Raw genomic sequence first — 16,504 nt, 5'->3', positions numbered from 1 at the left:
ACGGTCGTTGTGGGGATAGACCTGGAAGTCTAATAAGCTCAATATAAATTCAAATGATTTAAATGTCAATATTGATGACATATAAATTTAAAATAATAGCGTATTCGGTAGTTTGAGTTTACTTTTATGTTAGATAATATAACATGTTATAGGGTGCACGATAGAGACAGACTCTGGAAAAAACCATCATTTTGCATGATCCGCTTTTGAACCGGAATAATATACATCATTACGAGATAGGAGCGGAAAGATGGACATCCTTAAGTTGTTGAGATCCTTAAGCAAAGCGGAGCCGACAAAGAATCAGAGCGCACCTGCCCGAGACGATCAGGCGGATTCGCTCGCTGCCGCTGTCTCCGCAAATGAACAGGTGTTTAAGCAAATCTTTGCCGACTGTTCCGATATCGTGTTCCGTTCGGTTACGATTCATGGACAACCTCGCCTGCTTCTGATTTACTTCGATGGGCTGGTGAACGCCAATATACTGGATCAGGTCGTACTAAAGCCGATGATGTTCGAAGGCCTGCCGCTCGGGACGGAGAGTGCCGATTTGCCAGGAGCCCTTATCGAAGAACAACTTCTGGCGATAGCCCAGGTAAAGACGGCTCATCGGGTCAGTGAGGTCGTCGAAGGGATTCTGAAAGCCAATATCGCCGTTTTGACAGATGGAGAGAATAAGGCGTTGCTCACCGATCTTAGCGGATTCGAAAAACGGGCGATCGAAGAACCGACCGCCGAACTGTCCGTCCGCGGACCGCGGGATGGATTCACGGAAACGTTGCGAACCAACACCAGCCTGATCCGCCGACGCATCCGCAGTGAAAAGCTCAAAATGGAATCGCTCGCCATAGGTGAATTCACCCGGACCGATGTCGTCATTGCCTACCTGGAAGGTGTCGTCTCGGATTCGGTTCTGGAGGAAGTCCGCCGCAGAATTCGGCGCATTCAAATTGACGGGGTACTGGAATCGGGCTATATCGAAGAATTCATTGAAGATGTGCCTTGGTCCCCGTTTCCCCAGATTCAAAACACGGAGCGGCCCGATGTCGTCTGTTCCAGCCTGCTTGAAGGCAAGGTCGGCATTCTCGTCGACAACACTCCGTTTGTGCTGATCGTTCCGATGACCTTTTGGTCCGGATTACAGGCGGTGGAGGATTATTACGAACGGTTTCTTTATACGACTTTCGTTCGCCTCATTCGCTATTCCCTATTAAATATTTCTCTGTTGCTTCCGTCTTTGTACGTCTCGCTTTCCACCTTTCATCAGCAGCTTATTCCTACCGATTTGCTCATCAGCATCGCCGCGGCCAGGGAAGGCGTCCCGTTTCCTACGGTTGTCGAGGTCATACTGATGGAGTTTATGTTTGAAGGCCTTCGCGAAGCGGGTATCCGTCTGCCGAAAACGATCGGTTCGGCCGTCAGTATCGTAGGGGCTCTTGTGATCGGGCAAGCCGCCGTACAGGCCGGCATCGTATCGGCCACGGTCGTGATTATCGTAGCTACAACGGGTATTTCCTCATTTGCCATACCGCGATATAATCTCGGGACGGCGTACCGGATGCTCCGCTTTCCCGTTTTGATTTTGGCTGGGATCCTGGGCTTATACGGGGTCATTGCGGGCGTTTTTATCATAGCCATCCATCTCCTCGGCCTTCGTTCATTTGGGATTCCTTACATGAGTCCGATGGCCCCGCAAATTCCCGGAAGTTTGAAAAATGTTCTCATCCGTGCGCCCAGATGGAGCATGACCGACCGTCCCCCGCTCAGCTCCGGGGCGAACCAAAAGCGCGTGCCGCAAGGTCAGCGGCCGGGTCCAAGACGAGGGAGAGAGGAAAGATGAACCGGAGACGAACGAGTTGTTTGATTTTGCTGACCATGCTGCCTTTATTTTTAACGACGGGGTGTTGGGGTAGTTCGGAGGTCGACGAGCTTGCCCTTGAGCTGGCATGGGGCATCGACGAAGCAAAAAACAAGGGGGTTCTGATAAGCGCGCAAGTGATCATCCCGTCGCAAATCAGCAGTGTACAGGGACAAGGCGGCGGAAGCGGAGGGGGCCAGGGCAAATCCTATTTCGTTGTGAACGGCATCGGAAGGGACACGCTGGATGCGGTCCAGCAAATGCAAACCAAGCTTTCGCGGCAAGTGTTCCGCGGCCACCGGCGGATCATCGTGATTGGAGAACCGCTCGCTAGAAAAGGCATCAAAAATATTTTGGATACGTATACCCGGGATCCGAATCTCAAGTTGAGAAGCGATGTATTTATCGTCCGAGGCGGAACCGCCAAAAATTTTCTGGAGGTTTCCTACCCACTGGAGAAAATCCCCGGCCTCGGGGCTTTACAAGAATATGACCAGACCGGGACGATGCAGGAAATGGGGTTAATTAACTTGATGATTTCCGCGGCCAGTGAAGGTAGCTGTGTGGCCTTGCCGGTCATTGCGATCGGTTTTGACCCGTCCGCGCAAGGAGGGGATGAGCAGCAAGATGACTCCAATGCGAATGGGTTCCATATTGCCGGAACCGGGATTTTTAACAAGGATCTGAAATTGCTCGGGTTCTTGAACGTGCCCGAGGGCCGAACGCTGCGGTGGATTAAAGGGCAACTAAGAAAACTGGTGGTTACGGCAAACATACCGGAAGATGACGGCTACGTCAGTATGGATATGAACAAAATAGGCAGCAAGATTCAGCCGATGTTTGAAAACGATAAAGTTAAAATCCGGGTCAAGTTAACTGGACAAGGTATGATACGCGAAAACAACACCGGTCTGGATCTCACGCAAACCCGTCATATTGCACTCGTTAAAGAGGCGCTGGAGAAACACATTGAAGAGCAAGTTCTGCGAACCATTCAGAAGGTCCAAAAAGAGTTTGGGGCAGATGTTTTCGGATTTGGCGAAACCATCCACCGGAAACACTTATCCCGCTGGAAAACCTTAAAGAACAACTGGAACAAAGAGTTCCGTGAGGTCGAGATTTCCGTCAAAGCGGATTTGTCGATCCGGCGGATCGGCGTAACGGGAGCATCGCTGCAACTGGAAGAAGACAGCATCCAAAAATAAACGGATCACTTTTTTAGCGCCTTTTGCCGGATCCACGTTACAATAAGCAGCAGCGCCGGCAGGACCAAAAACAGCGGGACCCAGAAATAAGGAACCAATATTTTAAAATGCTGGTAATAGATATGCTCGGCGATGTTTTTCGACATGGTCATTCCCAGGAACAAGGCGATGGCGGCAGCCGGGATGACAAGCGCGCGGTAATTTTTCATCTTCTTCAGCTGCTGGATGCCTTTGAGCGCCGCGAGTATGTTGATCGTGCTCTTTATTAAAGCCGTCGCGAAAAAATATAGAACTCCGAACATCTGCAAGTTCTCGATGAATTTTCCTATGCTGATCATACTCAGTAGGGTGTAAAGCGGATAGAGAAAACGCGAAAACAAATCTCCATAAACCAGAACCGCCAAAAAATCAAAACAGGTGATCATCAGTCCGGCCAATAAAGTGGCGAGAAAGGTGCTTTTTGCAACCTTATCCCGGTTTCGTACATCCGGCCAGAACATGGCTAAGGCAAGGGTTTCCCCAAACGGCTGGGTGATCCCGTTTGGATAAACCACCTTCCAGATGGGACCCCATCCCTCCTCCAACACCGGTTGGATATAATCGAAATGCAATACATCCGACCCGATGAGCAGGATTGTCTCCGTAATGAACATAAGGATGACGACGGGAAAAATTAATTCCCCCAACCGCGCGACAATCTCAATGCCGCCAAAGGCGCAATAGGCGATAACAATGGCAAATAACCCCGTAAATACAATGGGCGGCGCTCCTGGCAAGATGGTGGTTGAAACCATATCTCTCACATCCGCAATAATTCGGCCTACAAGATACAAATACATGAGCGGGTACAGCAGCGCAATCGGTGTCCCGATCCAGCGGCCCAGTTGGGCGGGAAACCATTCGACCAGGGATAACCCCGGGTTCATGCGCGCCAAAGTGGTATATATCCAAATCACGCAAAAGCCAAGACCTAATGAAACCAGGTTGCTGATCCACGCATCCCTACCGGCCAAGCCGCCGAATCCAAAAATAATGGTCGTTCCTAATTGAAAAATGAAAGTAATCGTGAACAGTTGGTACTTGGATATTTTGTAGGTCATATCCCCCCACTACCTCCTTCAGAATCCAACATAGAGAAAGGTGCGGTATTTATTGTATCCATAGGGGGGATATAACAAACTTTGCGGGCAAAAGCTCGCAAGCGTTTTTCCGGATCGGGGAGAGAAGCCTTGCTTACATGAAATCAAAAAAGTACCGCATCACATGCAGGAACACCGGCGAGGTGTAGGTGAGGCTGTCGACCAGGCCGAGGTAGCTTTTTCTCAGGGCGTGGGATTTGTCGTCGTCGCCGATCAGCAGATCCCGCTTGAGCACGGAGATGGTCAGGCTGCCGAAAAAGCCGCTCAGGCTGATTAACATGCCGAAAAAGAGGCTGGTCTTCAGGGTCAGCGGCGTCAGGTAAGGGTGGATCAAAAAGGAAGCGGCCGTGGTGGCGACAAACGCGCAGACGAAGCCCTCCCAGGTCAGATTGGGGTTCGCGGTCGGGACGACTTTTCTTTTGCCGAAGTACATCGAGGCCAGGTAATGAATAATATCATTGAGCTGTGTCAGAACGACGAGGAACAGTACCAACCCCGCTCCATACTCCGGCGTGGCATACCGGAAATAGGCCAGATGGCTGAGGCCAAACACCATCAGCATGAGGCCCCACTGCACGCGGCTGACGCTGCGTACAAAACCGACGGTCCCCTTGTTGATCAGGCGCGGGAGCGGGAGAAAGAGGAAGACGTACACCGGAATAAACACGATAAACATCCCGTACCAATCGGTGTAGATCCAATAGAACTGTACCGGAATCGACAGATACGCCCACAGAAAAATCCGGCGGTCGGCCTTTCTCGACCGGATCATCGAGAAGTACTCTTTTAGCGCAAAAAAGGCCAGCACCATCAGCGACAGCAGTGAAACGACCGCATTGAACTGCGTGGCGAGGCACAGCACCAGAAACATGCCCCACCAGTCCCGGAGGCGAAGGCCGATAGCCTCATAATCTTCTTGCCCGGAGCGGCGCTTGGACTGGACGTAGTAAATGACATGTATAGCGGTTAAAACCATAAAAATCACCAGAAGTGTAATCAGCGAGCTATTCATCAGATTAATCCTCCTTGCCCTGCTGAGGGCCCGGGATTCCTTAATAGGGATCCTATGTTATTATGAAGGAATAGTTCAAACTTGATAAGGGGAAATTTCGTAAATGGCAGAGGAACGGAATCGGTCGGTTTACATTTTGCTGACGAATACGGGAACGCTTTTCACCAAGATGATCAAAGGCTACACCCGGGCACCCTATAATCATGCGTCGATTTCCTTTAACCGGGAGCTTTCGGAGCTTTACAGCTTCGGGAGGAAGAACCCGAACAATCCGTTGAACGGCGGGTTCGTCAAGGAAGACATCAAGACGGGCACCTTCAGCAAATATCCGAACACGACCTGCGTCATCTATGAGCTTAAAGTATCGGACCGCGAAGTCGAGAAGATGAAACGGGTGCTGCAACTTTTCATACGGAAGCGGCAAAAGTATTTGTACAATATTCTCGGGGTCATCGGCATTGCGCTTCAGGAGCCCGTCGAATTCAGTAATTCTTATTTTTGCTCGCAGTTTGTCGCGGAAATTTTGGAGCGCTCGGGGATCAAGCTCTGGAATAAGCTGCCCGCGCTGGTGACGCCGGATGACTTCCGGCAGAGCGAATCTCTTCGACTGATCTATGAGGGGAAATTGAGCGAATATGATCCTCAGGCCTTTGACAATCCCCAGTAAATCACTTATATTAAAATTAAACCAAATAGTTCTCCTAAAGGGGAGTAGCTTTTACAACATTGCCGTCATTTCGGAGGCTTCAATCTCCCGGCTTTGTTGGCAACGATGAATGATTGACGTTGTTAGCAAGACCTTTGCCCGCTATGAGGTAAAGGTCTTTTCTTGTTTTATGGACCTTTGCCGCGGAAGGCAAAGGTCTTTTATTTTTTTACTATAAAAATGGGAGAGAGGGAACTGATATGGAACTGTCGATGTTGTTGGAATACGGCTGGGTACTGCTGCTTCTGGTCGTACTGGAGGGATTGCTTGCGGCGGATAACGCGCTGGTGCTGGCGATTATGGTCAAGCATCTTCCCGAAGCGGAGCGCAAAAAGGCGCTTTTTTACGGGCTGCTGGGCGCGTTCGTGTTTCGTTTGGCTTCCTTGTTCGTCATCTCGTTTCTGGTGGACGTGTGGCAGATTCAGGCCATCGGCGCGCTGTACTTGTTGTTCATCAGTATCAACCACATCGTAAGAAAATTGGCGTTTAAAAACAGGAAGAACGACAAGGTCGAGGGGGAGAAGAAGCAATCCGGGTTCTGGGCTACCGTTCTTAAAGTGGAGCTGGCGGATATCGCGTTTGCGATCGATTCGATTTTGGCGGCCGTGGCGCTGGCCATGACGCTTCCCAACACGCAGCTTCCTTCGATCGGCGGCATGGACGGGGGCAAATTCATCGTTGTGTTCTTAGGAGGCTTCATCGGGCTGGTTATCATGCGGTTTGCCGCCAATTTATTCGTGAAGCTGCTGCACTCCCGGCCGGGCCTGGAAATTGCCGCGTTCGCCATCGTGGGCTGGGTCGGCGTGAAGCTGGCGGTTTTGACGCTGGGGCATGAGGAAGTGGGAATTATTTCGCATGAATTTGCTCACTCGACCCTTTGGAAGCTGATTTTCTACATCGTGCTGATCGTGATCGGCGTAGCCGGCTGGTTCCTGACCAAGGAACAGGCGAAGGAGCAGGTGGAGGAGCGATCTGCGGCGGAGTGATCCGGCCAAAGAGAATAGGAGGACCTTTCGCCGGATAGCTTTCAAGTTACCGGGGGATGCCTGCAAGCTTTAAAACGCGAAATAGCGGCCCAAAAGACTGCTACTTCGGCGGGCGGTTAGGGAAATTGCGGGGTGCCGGATTCAGCCAGCTACGCCGAGGCGAAAAGTCTTAAATAGGCAGCACCATGCTAACCAATTTTTTTGATGACCACAAAAGGAACCCCCGTCACCAGGACGCCGGGTTTCTTTTTTTTGGAATGGGACTTTTCCGAATCACGGGATTATGATACGATCGAACCAAACTTATTAAACATGTTTAATAAGTCCTAACTTATACAGTCGTGGAACGGGAGGTTGATCTCTTGAATGACAAGCCCGCCACCCCCAAGGAGATGAAAAAGGTGATTCTCGGAGCGATCCGCGGGGCTCTTTTGACGAGGGGGAGCGCAACAAAGAAGGAGCTGAGCGGCAAGCTGGGGATCAGTTTTCCGACGATCGGCAAATTTCTGGATTCCATGGAAAAGGAGGGGGAGCTTCTTTTTGTCGGCATCGACGAATCCAGCGGCGGACGAAGGGCAAAACGCTTTGCCTATAATCCCGAGTATATGCTGGGGCTGGCGGTGATTCTGGAAAAAGTGGATACGTTCTACACCGTCTATAACTGCCAAGGAGAAGTGAAGGATCAGGGGCGGCTCCCGAGCGCGCTGACGGAAGATATGTCGGCCTTTGCGGACCGGGTGGACGTTATTCTGAACGCGCATCCCCGAATCCGCTCGCTGTCGGTCGGCGTGCCGGGCTCGGTCAACAACGGCCGGATTATTTACATACCGGACTTTGACCGGCTTCAGCAGTTCGAACTGAAGGCGTATCTGGAGTCCCGCTTCGCGCTGCCTGCGGTTGTGGAGAACGACATGAACGCCGCCGCACTGGGATACCACAGCAAACTCGGCGGCGATGGACGGGAGGGTCCCGTATCGCTCGTTTACATTTATTTCGGCCAAAACGGCCCCGGCGCGGGCATTCTCATCAATGGAGAAGTGGTGCGCGGGAGCACGTTTTTTTCCGGGGAGGTTTCTTTCATTCCTCAATATGAGGATCGTAACTTCGAACAGGCTTTGCGGCAGGCCAAAGGGCCGGACCGCTCGAGACTGGGGGAAGTCGGCGTGGATGCGGTTGGACGGCTGATCGCCACCTGCGCGGCGATCGTGAACCCGCATACGGTGGTGTTTTGCGATAACGAGGTCGACGAGGCCCTGCTTACGAAAATCGCGGCCCGCAGTGCCGCCTATATTCCCGAAGAGCATCTGCCCGGCCTGGTGATGAGCGATTGGAAGCGGGACTACTTGAACGGGCTGCAGCATTTGGGGCTGAGCCTGATGATCTCGACGGTGGGCGTCGATTAATTCATGGAATAGGAGTATAGGAGAATAGATATGGCTACGTTTTTCTTGATTATTATTTATCTGGCTTTTATCAGCCTGGGGCTGCCGGACTCTTTGCTGGGGGCCGCCTGGCCCGTCATGCGGCCGGATTTCCGTGCCCCTTTGGATACGGCGGGAATGCTGTTTATGATTGTCGCGGCGGGGACGATCGTGTCCAGTTTGGCGAGCGGGGCGGTGCTGAAGCGGTTTGGCACGGGAAAAGTGACGCTGGTCAGCTGCCTCATGACGGCCGGGGCCTTGCTCGGATTCTCGCTCTCCCCTTCACTGTTCTGGGTGATTCTCTGCACGATTCCGTTGGGTCTTGGGGCGGGCTCCGTCGACGCCGGGCTGAACAATTACGTGGCGGCCCATTACAAGGCGCACCATATGAGCTGGCTCCACTGCTTTTGGGGCGTTGGCGCCACGCTGGGGCCGATCATTATGGCCGGGTTCATCTCGGGAGGAACTTCGACTTGGAGAGACGGTTATTTGACGGTGTCCCTCATTCAGTTTGCGTTGGTCGTCATCCTGCTCTTTACGCTGCCCCTTTGGGACCGCGTGGCCCGGAGCGGCGGGGCCAATTCGGCCGGGAAGCAGGAAGAATCGGCGGGTTCACCGGAAGGAGACGACGATGGGCGGCCGCCCGACAACCCGCTCCGCATTGGGGGAGTCAAGCTGGCCCTCGTGTCCTTTTTGTTCTATTGCGGCGTCGAAGCGACGGTAGGCCTGTGGGGAAGCAGCTATTTGGTTAACGAAAAAGGGTTGTCCGCCTCCCTGGCCGCCCAATGGGTTTCCATATACTATGCGGGGATTACGATCGGCAGGTTTATTACCGGATTCATTACGTTCAAGCTGAGCAACCGGACCTTGATCCGGGGAGGCCAGGCGATCGCCTTGGCCGGAGCCGCGCTGCTCGTGCTGCCTCTACCGGCAGGGGCTTCCCTGGCGGGCTTCCTGATTATCGGCCTGGGGCTCGCGCCGATTTATCCTTGCATGCTGCACGAAACCCCGGTGCGCTTCGGAAAAAAACACGCCCAAACCATCATGGGTTATCAGATGGCCGTGGCTTACACGGGCAGCACATTTATGCCGCCGCTGCTCGGTTTCGTGGCTTCCCGGACGACGATGGGAATGTTTCCGTTTTATGTCGTGCTTTCCGCGCTGGCGATGCTTTTGTTTTCGGAACGATTGAACGCCTTTTTGAAGAAGCGTAATGAACTAAGAGGGCAAGCCGCCCCTGCATCCTCCACATTACACGGAAAAGAGGTGTGACGATGTTCAGAGCGACAGAGGATCAGGAGTACTATGAATTTTTAAGCCCTACGCTGCTCCCGAAGGCTTCGGGGTTTCTATGGAATGAGAACATGATGATCCATCTGAACTGCCGCGGTTATGCGGTGGCCCAGTTCATGCAGCCGGAACAGCCTTATTATGCGCATCACCGGGCCGTTTTGTCTATGTAAAGGATGAGGAGACCGGGGAAGTGTTTTCCGCGCCTTATGAGCCCGTGCGGTTCCCGGCGGACCGCTATGTTTTTGCCGTGGGCAAGAGCCGGATCAAGTGGACGGTGGTCTGCAAGGGCGTGGAGATCGAAATGAGCTTGAGCCTGCCGAAGGAAGAGCCGATCGAGCTTCGGCGCCTCAAGGTTAAAAACCTGTCGGATCGGCAGCGGAAGCTGAGCGTTTATCCTTACTTTACGGTCGGTTATATGTCCTGGAGTGAAGCGGGAAACCGGCATACAGGAGCCGAAAGTATATACCGGCGGCGTGAAGGTGGAAGACGGTATCCTCCGGGGGCTGCAGCCGGGAACGGAAGTCCGGGTGACCGTCAAATTGCCGGCGATGGGTAAAATCATTTTGAGTCGAAGCGGCTGTGAGAGGAAGGGGCTTGGGCATTTAACGGGAAAATCTCCCGTTAATCCGGGGCAGTCGGCTCGCGGGCAGCAATTATCGGGAAAACCTCCCGTTAATTTGAGGCGCAGAGGTCCAATCGCGCTATTTGGGCAGAAATAGCGGGAGGAACTCCCGCTAAAAGGGCCGAGGGAGTGGAAGGGGTCAACATTAACGGGGGAAATTCCCGATAATGTCCCAGTCTCAGCCGCACGTTGGGCCTCGACCCGCTCCCCTGGCCCAAATACAAGTTACGGATACCGGTGGCGTGGCGAGACAGTGCGTAATGCGGCTGAAAGGGGCTGGCGCTCTTTAAGCACCTTGGCGTTTCGGCTCATCAGCGCCGTATCGCTCACCTTCCACGTGTGTCCTTTGGAACGCTCCTGGCGAATAGCCAGAAAATTCGCGGGACTTCCCGCGAAGATACGATATCCCTTGGCGCGGCTGTTCGCACAAAACTTGACGCATTCCCCCCGATTCAAGCGGGGAAAGCCGCCCCGTCCGAATACGCTCCGCTTTACGAGAAGGGTCGCGCCCTGAACAAGGGGAACCTTCTGATTCGCCTTGTTCGGGTATCGCAAAAGCAGCCGCTTTTTTCCGCTGAGATACATGTAGTGCGCTCTTTTGCCCACGATATCGGCCTTAGTGGTTAACATGGTGCGGACGCTGTCCGCCAAATACGCGGGTGCGTAATAATCGTCGTCGTCAAATTTGGCGATGAGGCCGTATCTGGCGAGCTTTACGCCATAATTCAAGCAGGCCCCGAGCGGAAGCCGCCCCGGTTTGCGATAGACCCTCACATTTTTGTGGGCTTTCGCGGCCTCCACATAACTGTCGATACGGAGCTTGTCATTGTTTAAGATAATGATAAGCTCTTTTTTGGCGTATTTTTGCCGGGCGTAGTTTTCAAAAAGTGTCTTCAGGCATTCCGGCCGTTTGGTGCAGGTGATGATCGAAACGGCGTTTTGGCTGACAGCCAGGGGCGCTCTCGCTCGCTTCAAGATCGTCTCCCCCTCGGAGGCTTTTGTACATACTTTTTGTAATCGCGGACATGCGGAATTTTTCGATGGTGGGCAAGCAGTTCTTTATCGCTGATGATCCAAGTATGGTTTGCCGAGTTCTTCCGGCGGATGGCGACGAAATTGTATCTCCCTGCGGAATAGACTTTGAAGCCGCGTTTTTTGCTGCGCAGGCAAAAGAGGTCATCCTCGCCCACACTCCGGTTGGGAAACGGTACCTTGTTCAGAACATCCTTTTTGATGAGCAGGGTGGCTCCGGGAAGCTTGGTCACGGGGCGGTTCTCGTCCTGCGGAAAGCGCAGGAGGAGCGTTCGGGAACCGCGCAAATACATATAGTGGGCCCGTTTGCCGATGACATCCGCCTTGGTTCTGTGCAAAGCCTGAAGGCTTTCCGTCAAATAGAAGGGGGCGTAGTAGTCATCATCGTCGAACTTGGCGATGTAGCGGTACCTGGCCTTTTGGACGGCGAAGTTCAGGCAAGCGCCGAGAGTGGATTGCTCCGGCAAGCGGAACACGGATATATTCCGGTGTTTGCGGGCCAATTTTTCGTAAGGCGCAAGCGGAATATTATTTTTATTAATGATGATGATCAGCTCTTTGGCCGGATAAGACTGCCGCAGGTAGTTTTTGATCAGGCTGTTCATGTAGCTCCGCCGATTGGTGCAGGTAATTACAGAAACCCCTTGGGTTTTCGCGGATTTCGCGGAGTTGGTTTTACCGGTTCCCATAGCATCGCACCCCTTATCTATCGATAGTAGAATCTCTCGTCTTGTTACCATATGTGAAGGACGTGCGGGAGGAACGGCATCCCCACAGACGCAGGGGAAATGGGGCGGGTACACCTTAAAGGGAGAGGAAAAGAGCCTTTTTGAGAGACAGGGGCGTTCATGGTCTGTTCAAATTTGGCTGCTAAGATCCCTGTATTCGGAAAATATAGAGAGGAGGAACCGGTTCATGTCTTGGGCGGAGTGGGGGTTATTTGTGACGGGTGTCGGAGGGATTGGTTTTCTTCTGGCGTCCGCACGGATGCGATGGCGGGAGAAACGGGTATCGGCCTGGATCGGTCTAACGGTTATGTTAGGGCTTATGATCGCTCATGCGGGAATTGACGGACTGAAATGGAAGTGGGGGCCGTTTTATGCTTTGCTGTTGGTGCTCGTTTGCCGCCTGGGTTTTATGGTCTACCGCAAGGAGGAGTCCGAGCCGCCAAAGAAGCGGAGAGGCGCCCGTCTCCGGGTGGTGTTGGGCATCGCAGGCCTGATGTATGCCGGACTAAGCTTTTACGTCGGGCGTTCCTTGCTGCCCGCGATCTCATTGGATACGCCAGGCGGTCCTTACGCGGTCGGTACCACCGCGTTCCATTGGAAGGACGCTTCCCGGGAGGAGACGTATACCGCGGAAAGGGACGACCACCGGGAGATTCAGGTCCGCCTTTGGTATCCGGCTCAAGTTTCGTGGGACGCGGCCAAAGCCGACTACGGCTTCTCATCGGTACCCGGGGGAAAGCGGGGGGAGGCGCCTTTTCTGTTTCACATTATCGCCCAGTCCAACCGGAACGCGAAGGCTCATGCCTTTCCGGACGCGCCTCTATCCCCGAGGGAGGAGGCCTATCCGGTCGTCGTATTTGCACCGGGGTACGGGGCTTCGAATTTTATGTATGCCACTTTTGCGGAGGAGTTGGCCAGTCAGGGATACATCGTAGCGGGCATCCAGCATCCTTACTTTACCCTGTTTCCGACTCGTCTTTCCGGCGGCCGGGTTGCCGCCGGCATGTTTGATGCCGGCGCTGCGGGGGATTGGGCGCTGTCGGAGAAGCTAATCCGGCAAATTTTGGTGAAGGATGTGCGATTCGCCATAGATCGGTTGGAGCTGTTGAATCAGGGCGCCGGCAAAGAGGATGGATCGGGCGGGGCCCCCTATTTTGCCAGTCGGATGGACTTCTCCCGACTCGGCATCATGGGGCATTCCTTTGGCGGCACGGTGGCGGCCCAAACGATGGATGAAGACCCCAGAATCCGGGCGGGGATCAATATGGACGGCTTTCTTTACGGAAAAAGACTGGATAACGGCCTGGACCGGCCCTTTATGTATATGTTTACCGGATTGACGGACCGGTTTGAGAAAATGGGTCTGACGGAAGCCGAGTGGGGCGGTCAGCAAACCTTCGCGTTCCCCTCGGTGGAGGAATACGCCGCCATGGCCCGCGAGCAGGCGGAAAGGCACCGTTTGCTGCTGCAAAACGGCGGTTATAATGTGCTTTTCCCCAAAGCCGATCATTTTGACTTTTCCGATACGCCGCTATACTCTCCGCTCCTCGGCAGCGGACATACCCGGGAACTGCACGATACGGTGAATGAACTGGCGCTCGCCTTTTTTGAGCGGCATTTGAACGGACGCGAGAGCGCGCTTCTCCAAAAGACGGACGCCAAGCTGTACTCGCTCGAGGTTGTAGATTTTGAAAAATAGGAACGGTCCGATGTTTCGACTTCCGGTATAATGAACTTACTTGTTTGTTTATTTATAAGGGGGGCAAGGCCATGAATAAAACGGACCGGATGCTCGCGATCCTGATGGAGCTGCAGCGCAGGGAGGTTACCCGGGCCGAGGACCTGGCGGCTACCTTTGAAACCAGTGTGCGGACGATTTACCGGGACATTCAGGCGCTGAGCGAAGCGGGGGTTCCTTTGGTCGGGGCGCCGGGTCGGGGATACTCTTTGATGGAGGGTTACTTTCTCCCTCCGATTAGCTTTACGGCGGAGGAAGCCGTGGCGCTGCTCATGGGAACGGACCTGGTCCAGCGCATCTTTGACGCGGAATATGGGGCGAAGGCGGAGATGTCGCGCCGGAAGATCGAGGCGATATTGCCGGAGCGGGTGCGAAGCGAAGCGGCCCGGGTCAGGGATACGATGAAGCTGCCTCAATTGGGGGCGTATGCAAGGCTTCATTCCGAGAAGGCCTACGTGGAAATGCTGCGCGGAGCGGTGTTGGAGGAGCGAAAGATTCGGTTCGGCTACTCGAAAAAAATCCCCGGCCCCGACGGAAAACGGCAAAGTGTGCGCACGGTCGCGCCTTATGGCCTCGTTTTTAACCAAGGGGCCTGGACCCTGGTTGCTTATTGCGAGTTGCGGCGGGAAATCCGCCATTTTCGGGTTTCCCGGATGAGTGGGCTAACCGTGCAGCCGGACTCTTTTCAGAAACCGTCCGATTTTAATCTGCAGGCCTATACTCCGCCCGACGACCGTAATCTGCGGATTCGAATCCGGGTGAACCCCGGAGCGGCCGACAGGGTAAGGGAATCCCGCAATTATTATTGGGAGGCGGAGGAAGAACTGCCGGACGGCCTCCACGTGACCTTCCGGGTCCGCCAACCCGAGGAATTGCTGCCCTGGCTGCTGGGTTTTGGAGCCGGTGTGGTCGTGCTGGAGCCGGAATCCCTGCGCAAGCGGGTCCGTGAGGAAGCCGAAAACTTGTTAAAGCGCTACTGACATACTGCTGTCAGTAGCGCTTTTGTATAGTGGGATCATCTCAATTAAAGGAGCTGCATCTCTCTTGAACTTGAATATGAACTCTACTAAAGAAATTCTGCTTCGTTTCGAATCCCTGGTCGACGGTTACATCCGTGAACTGGACGGATTCACGATGGAGCAGTTGCTTCAAAAACCGGAGGATGGCGGTTGGTCGCTTGGACAGATGTACCAGCATTTGATCCAATCGGCGCTCTATATGCACTTGGCCAATGCCGAAACTTGCCTGCGGGGAACCGCGGATCCCGCCTTGGCGCCCGCCGGATTAACGAAGGAAGGGAACGCGGTGTTCGCTCAAGGCGAGTTCCCGCCGATTCGGATCCAAGTACCGCCATCCCCGCAGTATACCCCCAAGGCGCCGGAGAGCAAGGAGTCCTTGGTGGAGGGGCTGAACCGGGTGGTCGTGCGTATGGGGGAACTCGAGCCGGCGCTCGCGGGCGCATCCCTGCGGCAGGGAGTTGCGCATCCGCGTTTTGGCGTCTTAACCGCCGGAGAGTGGTTTGCTCTCGTCCCCATGCATTACCGGCATCATCTCCGCCAGTTGGATCGCTTGAAGCAGGAGTTGGCCTCCCATGCCTAGGCTGGAGACGGAAGAGAAGCCCCGCTTCTGGATCTAGATCGGTGTAGTTTCCGCCGCGTTAGAAGGCCTCGCCTGACCCGGGGCCGTTAAACCGCTTTGGCCGTCCGGCGCGAGAGATACAGTCCGGCCAGCAGGATCAGTGCGTAGGCCCACATCAGCCAGACAAAAAAGAGATGCAAATGCGCATCGGAAATGCCGGGGAAAACGTAACCGTGGAACATTAGGGTCAACAAATCGAGCAGCATGCCGGGCACGGCGACTAGCAAAGCGGCTTTGGGACGGTCTTGGGGAGCCGTGCCCCAAAACCTGAAAAGAGCAAGCATGAGCAAAGGAATCCCTGGAATAATGAGGCCAAAAGACAACCAAATCAGGATCGTGCCGGGCTGAATGAGCTCGCCTCCCCAGAAGCGGAAGAGAAGGGTGGCGGCCAGCCACAGCAGAATTCCGGAATACGCATAGAACCGCATAAACGTACCTCCTACTCGTTAATTTTGTTGGTAGACTCGGGGATCGTGGCGAGAAGAACTTGGGACAGCTCGCTATAGATCTCCCGAGCCGGAAATTGCGGGTTGACCAAGGATTGGAGAGCCAGTCCGTCAATCAACGCATTGATAATGACGGCCCGGTACTCCAATGATTTGCCCGTGAGACCGGATCCGGGCAGAAGCCGCTCGAGCAGTGCGGTAACATGGGCATTTTCTGTTTGAAGCAGCTCGCTCAATCGCTCCCGCATCGGCGGGTTTTGCAGGCTAAGGACGACCAGCGAGTAAAATAAAGTATGATACATCGAGTCGGGCGTGCAGCGTTGAAGCGCCCCTTCCAAAAGTCGATCTATCGATTCCTTGGCATGACCCTGGTTTAACTGCGTTCGCTCCGTGTTCTCCCAGGATCGGTCGCAAAGGGATTGCACGACCTCGAACAGTAATTGTTCCTTCGTTTTAAAGTGATAATAAACGGTACCTTGAGTTACATGGGCCCCTTCGGCAACCGCTTTGAAGGTGAGCTTATCGAGCCCCTTTTCCTGAATGACCCGCTCGGCGGAATGAATGAGGTCTTGTTTCGTTACCATGTTGGGCCTGGCCATCGTCGGAAACTCCTCCTTTTGTTTTTTGAGTTATACAGATAACTAACTCGTTGATCTCTAGTTTAGCACATTTTTCCTCGC

The 16,504-nt window shown here is 53.8% G+C and carries 15 protein-coding genes and 1 pseudogene; 10 read left to right on the top strand and 6 right to left on the bottom strand.

Annotation, left to right across the window (positions count from 1 at the left end; genetic code table 11):
* Positions 1–250 precede the first annotated feature (250 nt).
* Positions 251–1,840: a spore germination protein gene (locus V4U88_RS06515; protein ID WP_334072450.1), complete on the top strand. Its 1,590-nt coding sequence runs from the start codon at positions 251–253 to the stop codon at positions 1,838–1,840.
* Positions 1,837–3,063, top strand: coding sequence for a Ger(x)C family spore germination protein (locus tag V4U88_RS06510; RefSeq protein WP_334072449.1), 1,227 nt, complete (start codon positions 1,837–1,839; stop codon positions 3,061–3,063). Before V4U88_RS06515 ends, V4U88_RS06510 begins: the two co-directional genes overlap by 4 nt.
* A gap of 5 nt (positions 3,064–3,068) precedes the next feature.
* Here V4U88_RS06510 and V4U88_RS06505 read toward each other — a convergent pair whose 3' ends face one another.
* Positions 3,069–4,163, bottom strand: coding sequence for a GerAB/ArcD/ProY family transporter (locus V4U88_RS06505; RefSeq protein WP_334072448.1), 1,095 nt, complete (start codon positions 4,161–4,163; stop codon positions 3,069–3,071).
* A 133-nt stretch (positions 4,164–4,296) separates the two neighbouring features.
* Positions 4,297–5,214, bottom strand: coding sequence for a phosphatidate cytidylyltransferase (locus V4U88_RS06500; RefSeq protein WP_334072447.1), 918 nt, complete (start codon positions 5,212–5,214; stop codon positions 4,297–4,299).
* A gap of 103 nt (positions 5,215–5,317) precedes the next feature.
* Between V4U88_RS06500 and V4U88_RS06495 the strand changes: the two genes are divergently transcribed.
* The 5 genes and pseudogenes from V4U88_RS06495 to V4U88_RS06475 all read left to right on the top strand — a co-directional run.
* Positions 5,318–5,881 (top strand): hypothetical protein, encoded by a 564-nt coding sequence (locus tag V4U88_RS06495; RefSeq protein ID WP_334072446.1) that lies wholly within the window; start codon positions 5,318–5,320, stop codon positions 5,879–5,881.
* A gap of 239 nt (positions 5,882–6,120) precedes the next feature.
* Positions 6,121–6,906: a TerC family protein gene (locus V4U88_RS06490; protein WP_334072445.1), complete on the top strand. Its 786-nt coding sequence runs from the start codon at positions 6,121–6,123 to the stop codon at positions 6,904–6,906.
* A 362-nt stretch (positions 6,907–7,268) separates the two neighbouring features.
* The gene (locus V4U88_RS06485; protein WP_334072444.1) at positions 7,269–8,309 is read left to right on the top strand and encodes an ROK family transcriptional regulator; all 1,041 of its coding nucleotides are present in this window, start codon (positions 7,269–7,271) and stop codon (positions 8,307–8,309) included.
* A 30-nt stretch (positions 8,310–8,339) separates the two neighbouring features.
* A complete protein-coding gene (locus V4U88_RS06480; RefSeq protein ID WP_334072443.1) occupies positions 8,340–9,599 on the top strand; it encodes an MFS transporter in 1,260 nt (419 codons plus the stop codon).
* Positions 9,600–9,601: 2 nt separating this feature from the next.
* Positions 9,602–10,044 (top strand): annotated as a pseudogene (locus tag V4U88_RS06475) (GH36-type glycosyl hydrolase domain-containing protein); the annotation flags it as partial.
* A 423-nt stretch (positions 10,045–10,467) separates the two neighbouring features.
* On the opposite strand, the gene V4U88_RS06470 reads toward V4U88_RS06475, so the two are convergent.
* Together V4U88_RS06470 and V4U88_RS06465 are read right to left on the bottom strand one after the other, a co-directional pair.
* The gene (locus tag V4U88_RS06470) at positions 10,468–11,217 is read right to left on the bottom strand and encodes a glycosyltransferase family 2 protein (protein WP_334072442.1); all 750 of its coding nucleotides are present in this window, start codon (positions 11,215–11,217) and stop codon (positions 10,468–10,470) included.
* Complete coding sequence (locus V4U88_RS06465) at positions 11,214–11,963, bottom strand: glycosyltransferase (RefSeq protein ID WP_334072441.1); 750 nt, start codon at positions 11,961–11,963, stop codon at positions 11,214–11,216. Before V4U88_RS06465 ends, V4U88_RS06470 begins: the two co-directional genes overlap by 4 nt.
* Positions 11,964–12,189: 226 nt before the next feature.
* Here V4U88_RS06465 and V4U88_RS06460 point away from each other — a divergent pair, with 226 nt between their 5' ends.
* From V4U88_RS06460 to V4U88_RS06450, 3 genes are all read left to right on the top strand, one after another.
* Positions 12,190–13,701: an alpha/beta hydrolase family protein gene (locus V4U88_RS06460; protein WP_334072440.1), complete on the top strand. Its 1,512-nt coding sequence runs from the start codon at positions 12,190–12,192 to the stop codon at positions 13,699–13,701.
* Positions 13,702–13,772: 71 nt separating this feature from the next.
* Positions 13,773–14,720 carry a helix-turn-helix transcriptional regulator gene (locus tag V4U88_RS06455; protein ID WP_334072439.1) on the top strand — a complete coding sequence of 316 codons (948 nt, stop codon included), beginning with the start codon at positions 13,773–13,775 and terminating at the stop codon, positions 14,718–14,720.
* 76 nt (positions 14,721–14,796) lie between these two features.
* Positions 14,797–15,339, top strand: a complete 543-nt coding sequence (locus tag V4U88_RS06450) for a DinB family protein (protein ID WP_334072438.1) — start codon at positions 14,797–14,799, stop codon at positions 15,337–15,339.
* Between the two features lie 86 nt (positions 15,340–15,425).
* On the opposite strand, the gene V4U88_RS06445 is transcribed toward V4U88_RS06450, so the two are convergent.
* Together V4U88_RS06445 and V4U88_RS06440 are read right to left on the bottom strand one after the other, a co-directional pair.
* Complete coding sequence (locus V4U88_RS06445; protein WP_334072437.1) at positions 15,426–15,806, bottom strand: DUF5367 family protein; 381 nt, start codon at positions 15,804–15,806, stop codon at positions 15,426–15,428.
* Positions 15,807–15,817: 11 nt separating this feature from the next.
* Complete coding sequence (locus V4U88_RS06440; RefSeq protein ID WP_334072436.1) at positions 15,818–16,408, bottom strand: TetR/AcrR family transcriptional regulator; 591 nt, start codon at positions 16,406–16,408, stop codon at positions 15,818–15,820.
* Positions 16,409–16,504: the final 96 nt, after the last annotated feature.

The sequence above is a fragment of the Paenibacillus sp. A14 genome (genome assembly GCF_036864815.1).
In the GTDB taxonomy this organism is placed as follows: domain Bacteria; phylum Bacillota; class Bacilli; order Paenibacillales; family Paenibacillaceae; genus Fontibacillus; species Fontibacillus sanfengchensis.
This window is presented reverse-complemented; position numbering and strand designations above follow the sequence as displayed.

What these genes read in the sequence shown, in the direction of transcription:
- V4U88_RS06515 (WP_334072450.1), top strand. Translation starts at nt 251, where the DNA reads ATGGACATCCTTAAGTTGTTGAGATCCTTAAGCAAAGCGGAGCCGACA.
- V4U88_RS06505 (WP_334072448.1), bottom strand. Translation starts at nt 4,163, where the DNA reads ATGACCTACAAAATATCCAAGTACCAACTGTTCACGATTACTTTCATT.
- V4U88_RS06440 (WP_334072436.1), bottom strand. Translation starts at nt 16,408, where the DNA reads ATGGTAACGAAACAAGACCTCATTCATTCCGCCGAGCGGGTCATTCAG.
- V4U88_RS06480 (WP_334072443.1), top strand. Translation starts at nt 8,340, where the DNA reads ATGGCTACGTTTTTCTTGATTATTATTTATCTGGCTTTTATCAGCCTG.
- V4U88_RS06495 (WP_334072446.1), top strand. Translation starts at nt 5,318, where the DNA reads ATGGCAGAGGAACGGAATCGGTCGGTTTACATTTTGCTGACGAATACG.
- V4U88_RS06465 (WP_334072441.1), bottom strand. Translation starts at nt 11,963, where the DNA reads ATGGGAACCGGTAAAACCAACTCCGCGAAATCCGCGAAAACCCAAGGG.
- V4U88_RS06445 (WP_334072437.1), bottom strand. Translation starts at nt 15,806, where the DNA reads ATGCGGTTCTATGCGTATTCCGGAATTCTGCTGTGGCTGGCCGCCACC.
- V4U88_RS06490 (WP_334072445.1), top strand. Translation starts at nt 6,121, where the DNA reads ATGGAACTGTCGATGTTGTTGGAATACGGCTGGGTACTGCTGCTTCTG.
- V4U88_RS06500 (WP_334072447.1), bottom strand. Translation starts at nt 5,214, where the DNA reads ATGAATAGCTCGCTGATTACACTTCTGGTGATTTTTATGGTTTTAACC.
- V4U88_RS06450 (WP_334072438.1), top strand. Translation starts at nt 14,797, where the DNA reads ATGAACTCTACTAAAGAAATTCTGCTTCGTTTCGAATCCCTGGTCGAC.
- V4U88_RS06455 (WP_334072439.1), top strand. Translation starts at nt 13,773, where the DNA reads ATGAATAAAACGGACCGGATGCTCGCGATCCTGATGGAGCTGCAGCGC.
- V4U88_RS06460 (WP_334072440.1), top strand. Translation starts at nt 12,190, where the DNA reads ATGTCTTGGGCGGAGTGGGGGTTATTTGTGACGGGTGTCGGAGGGATT.
- V4U88_RS06510 (WP_334072449.1), top strand. Translation starts at nt 1,837, where the DNA reads ATGAACCGGAGACGAACGAGTTGTTTGATTTTGCTGACCATGCTGCCT.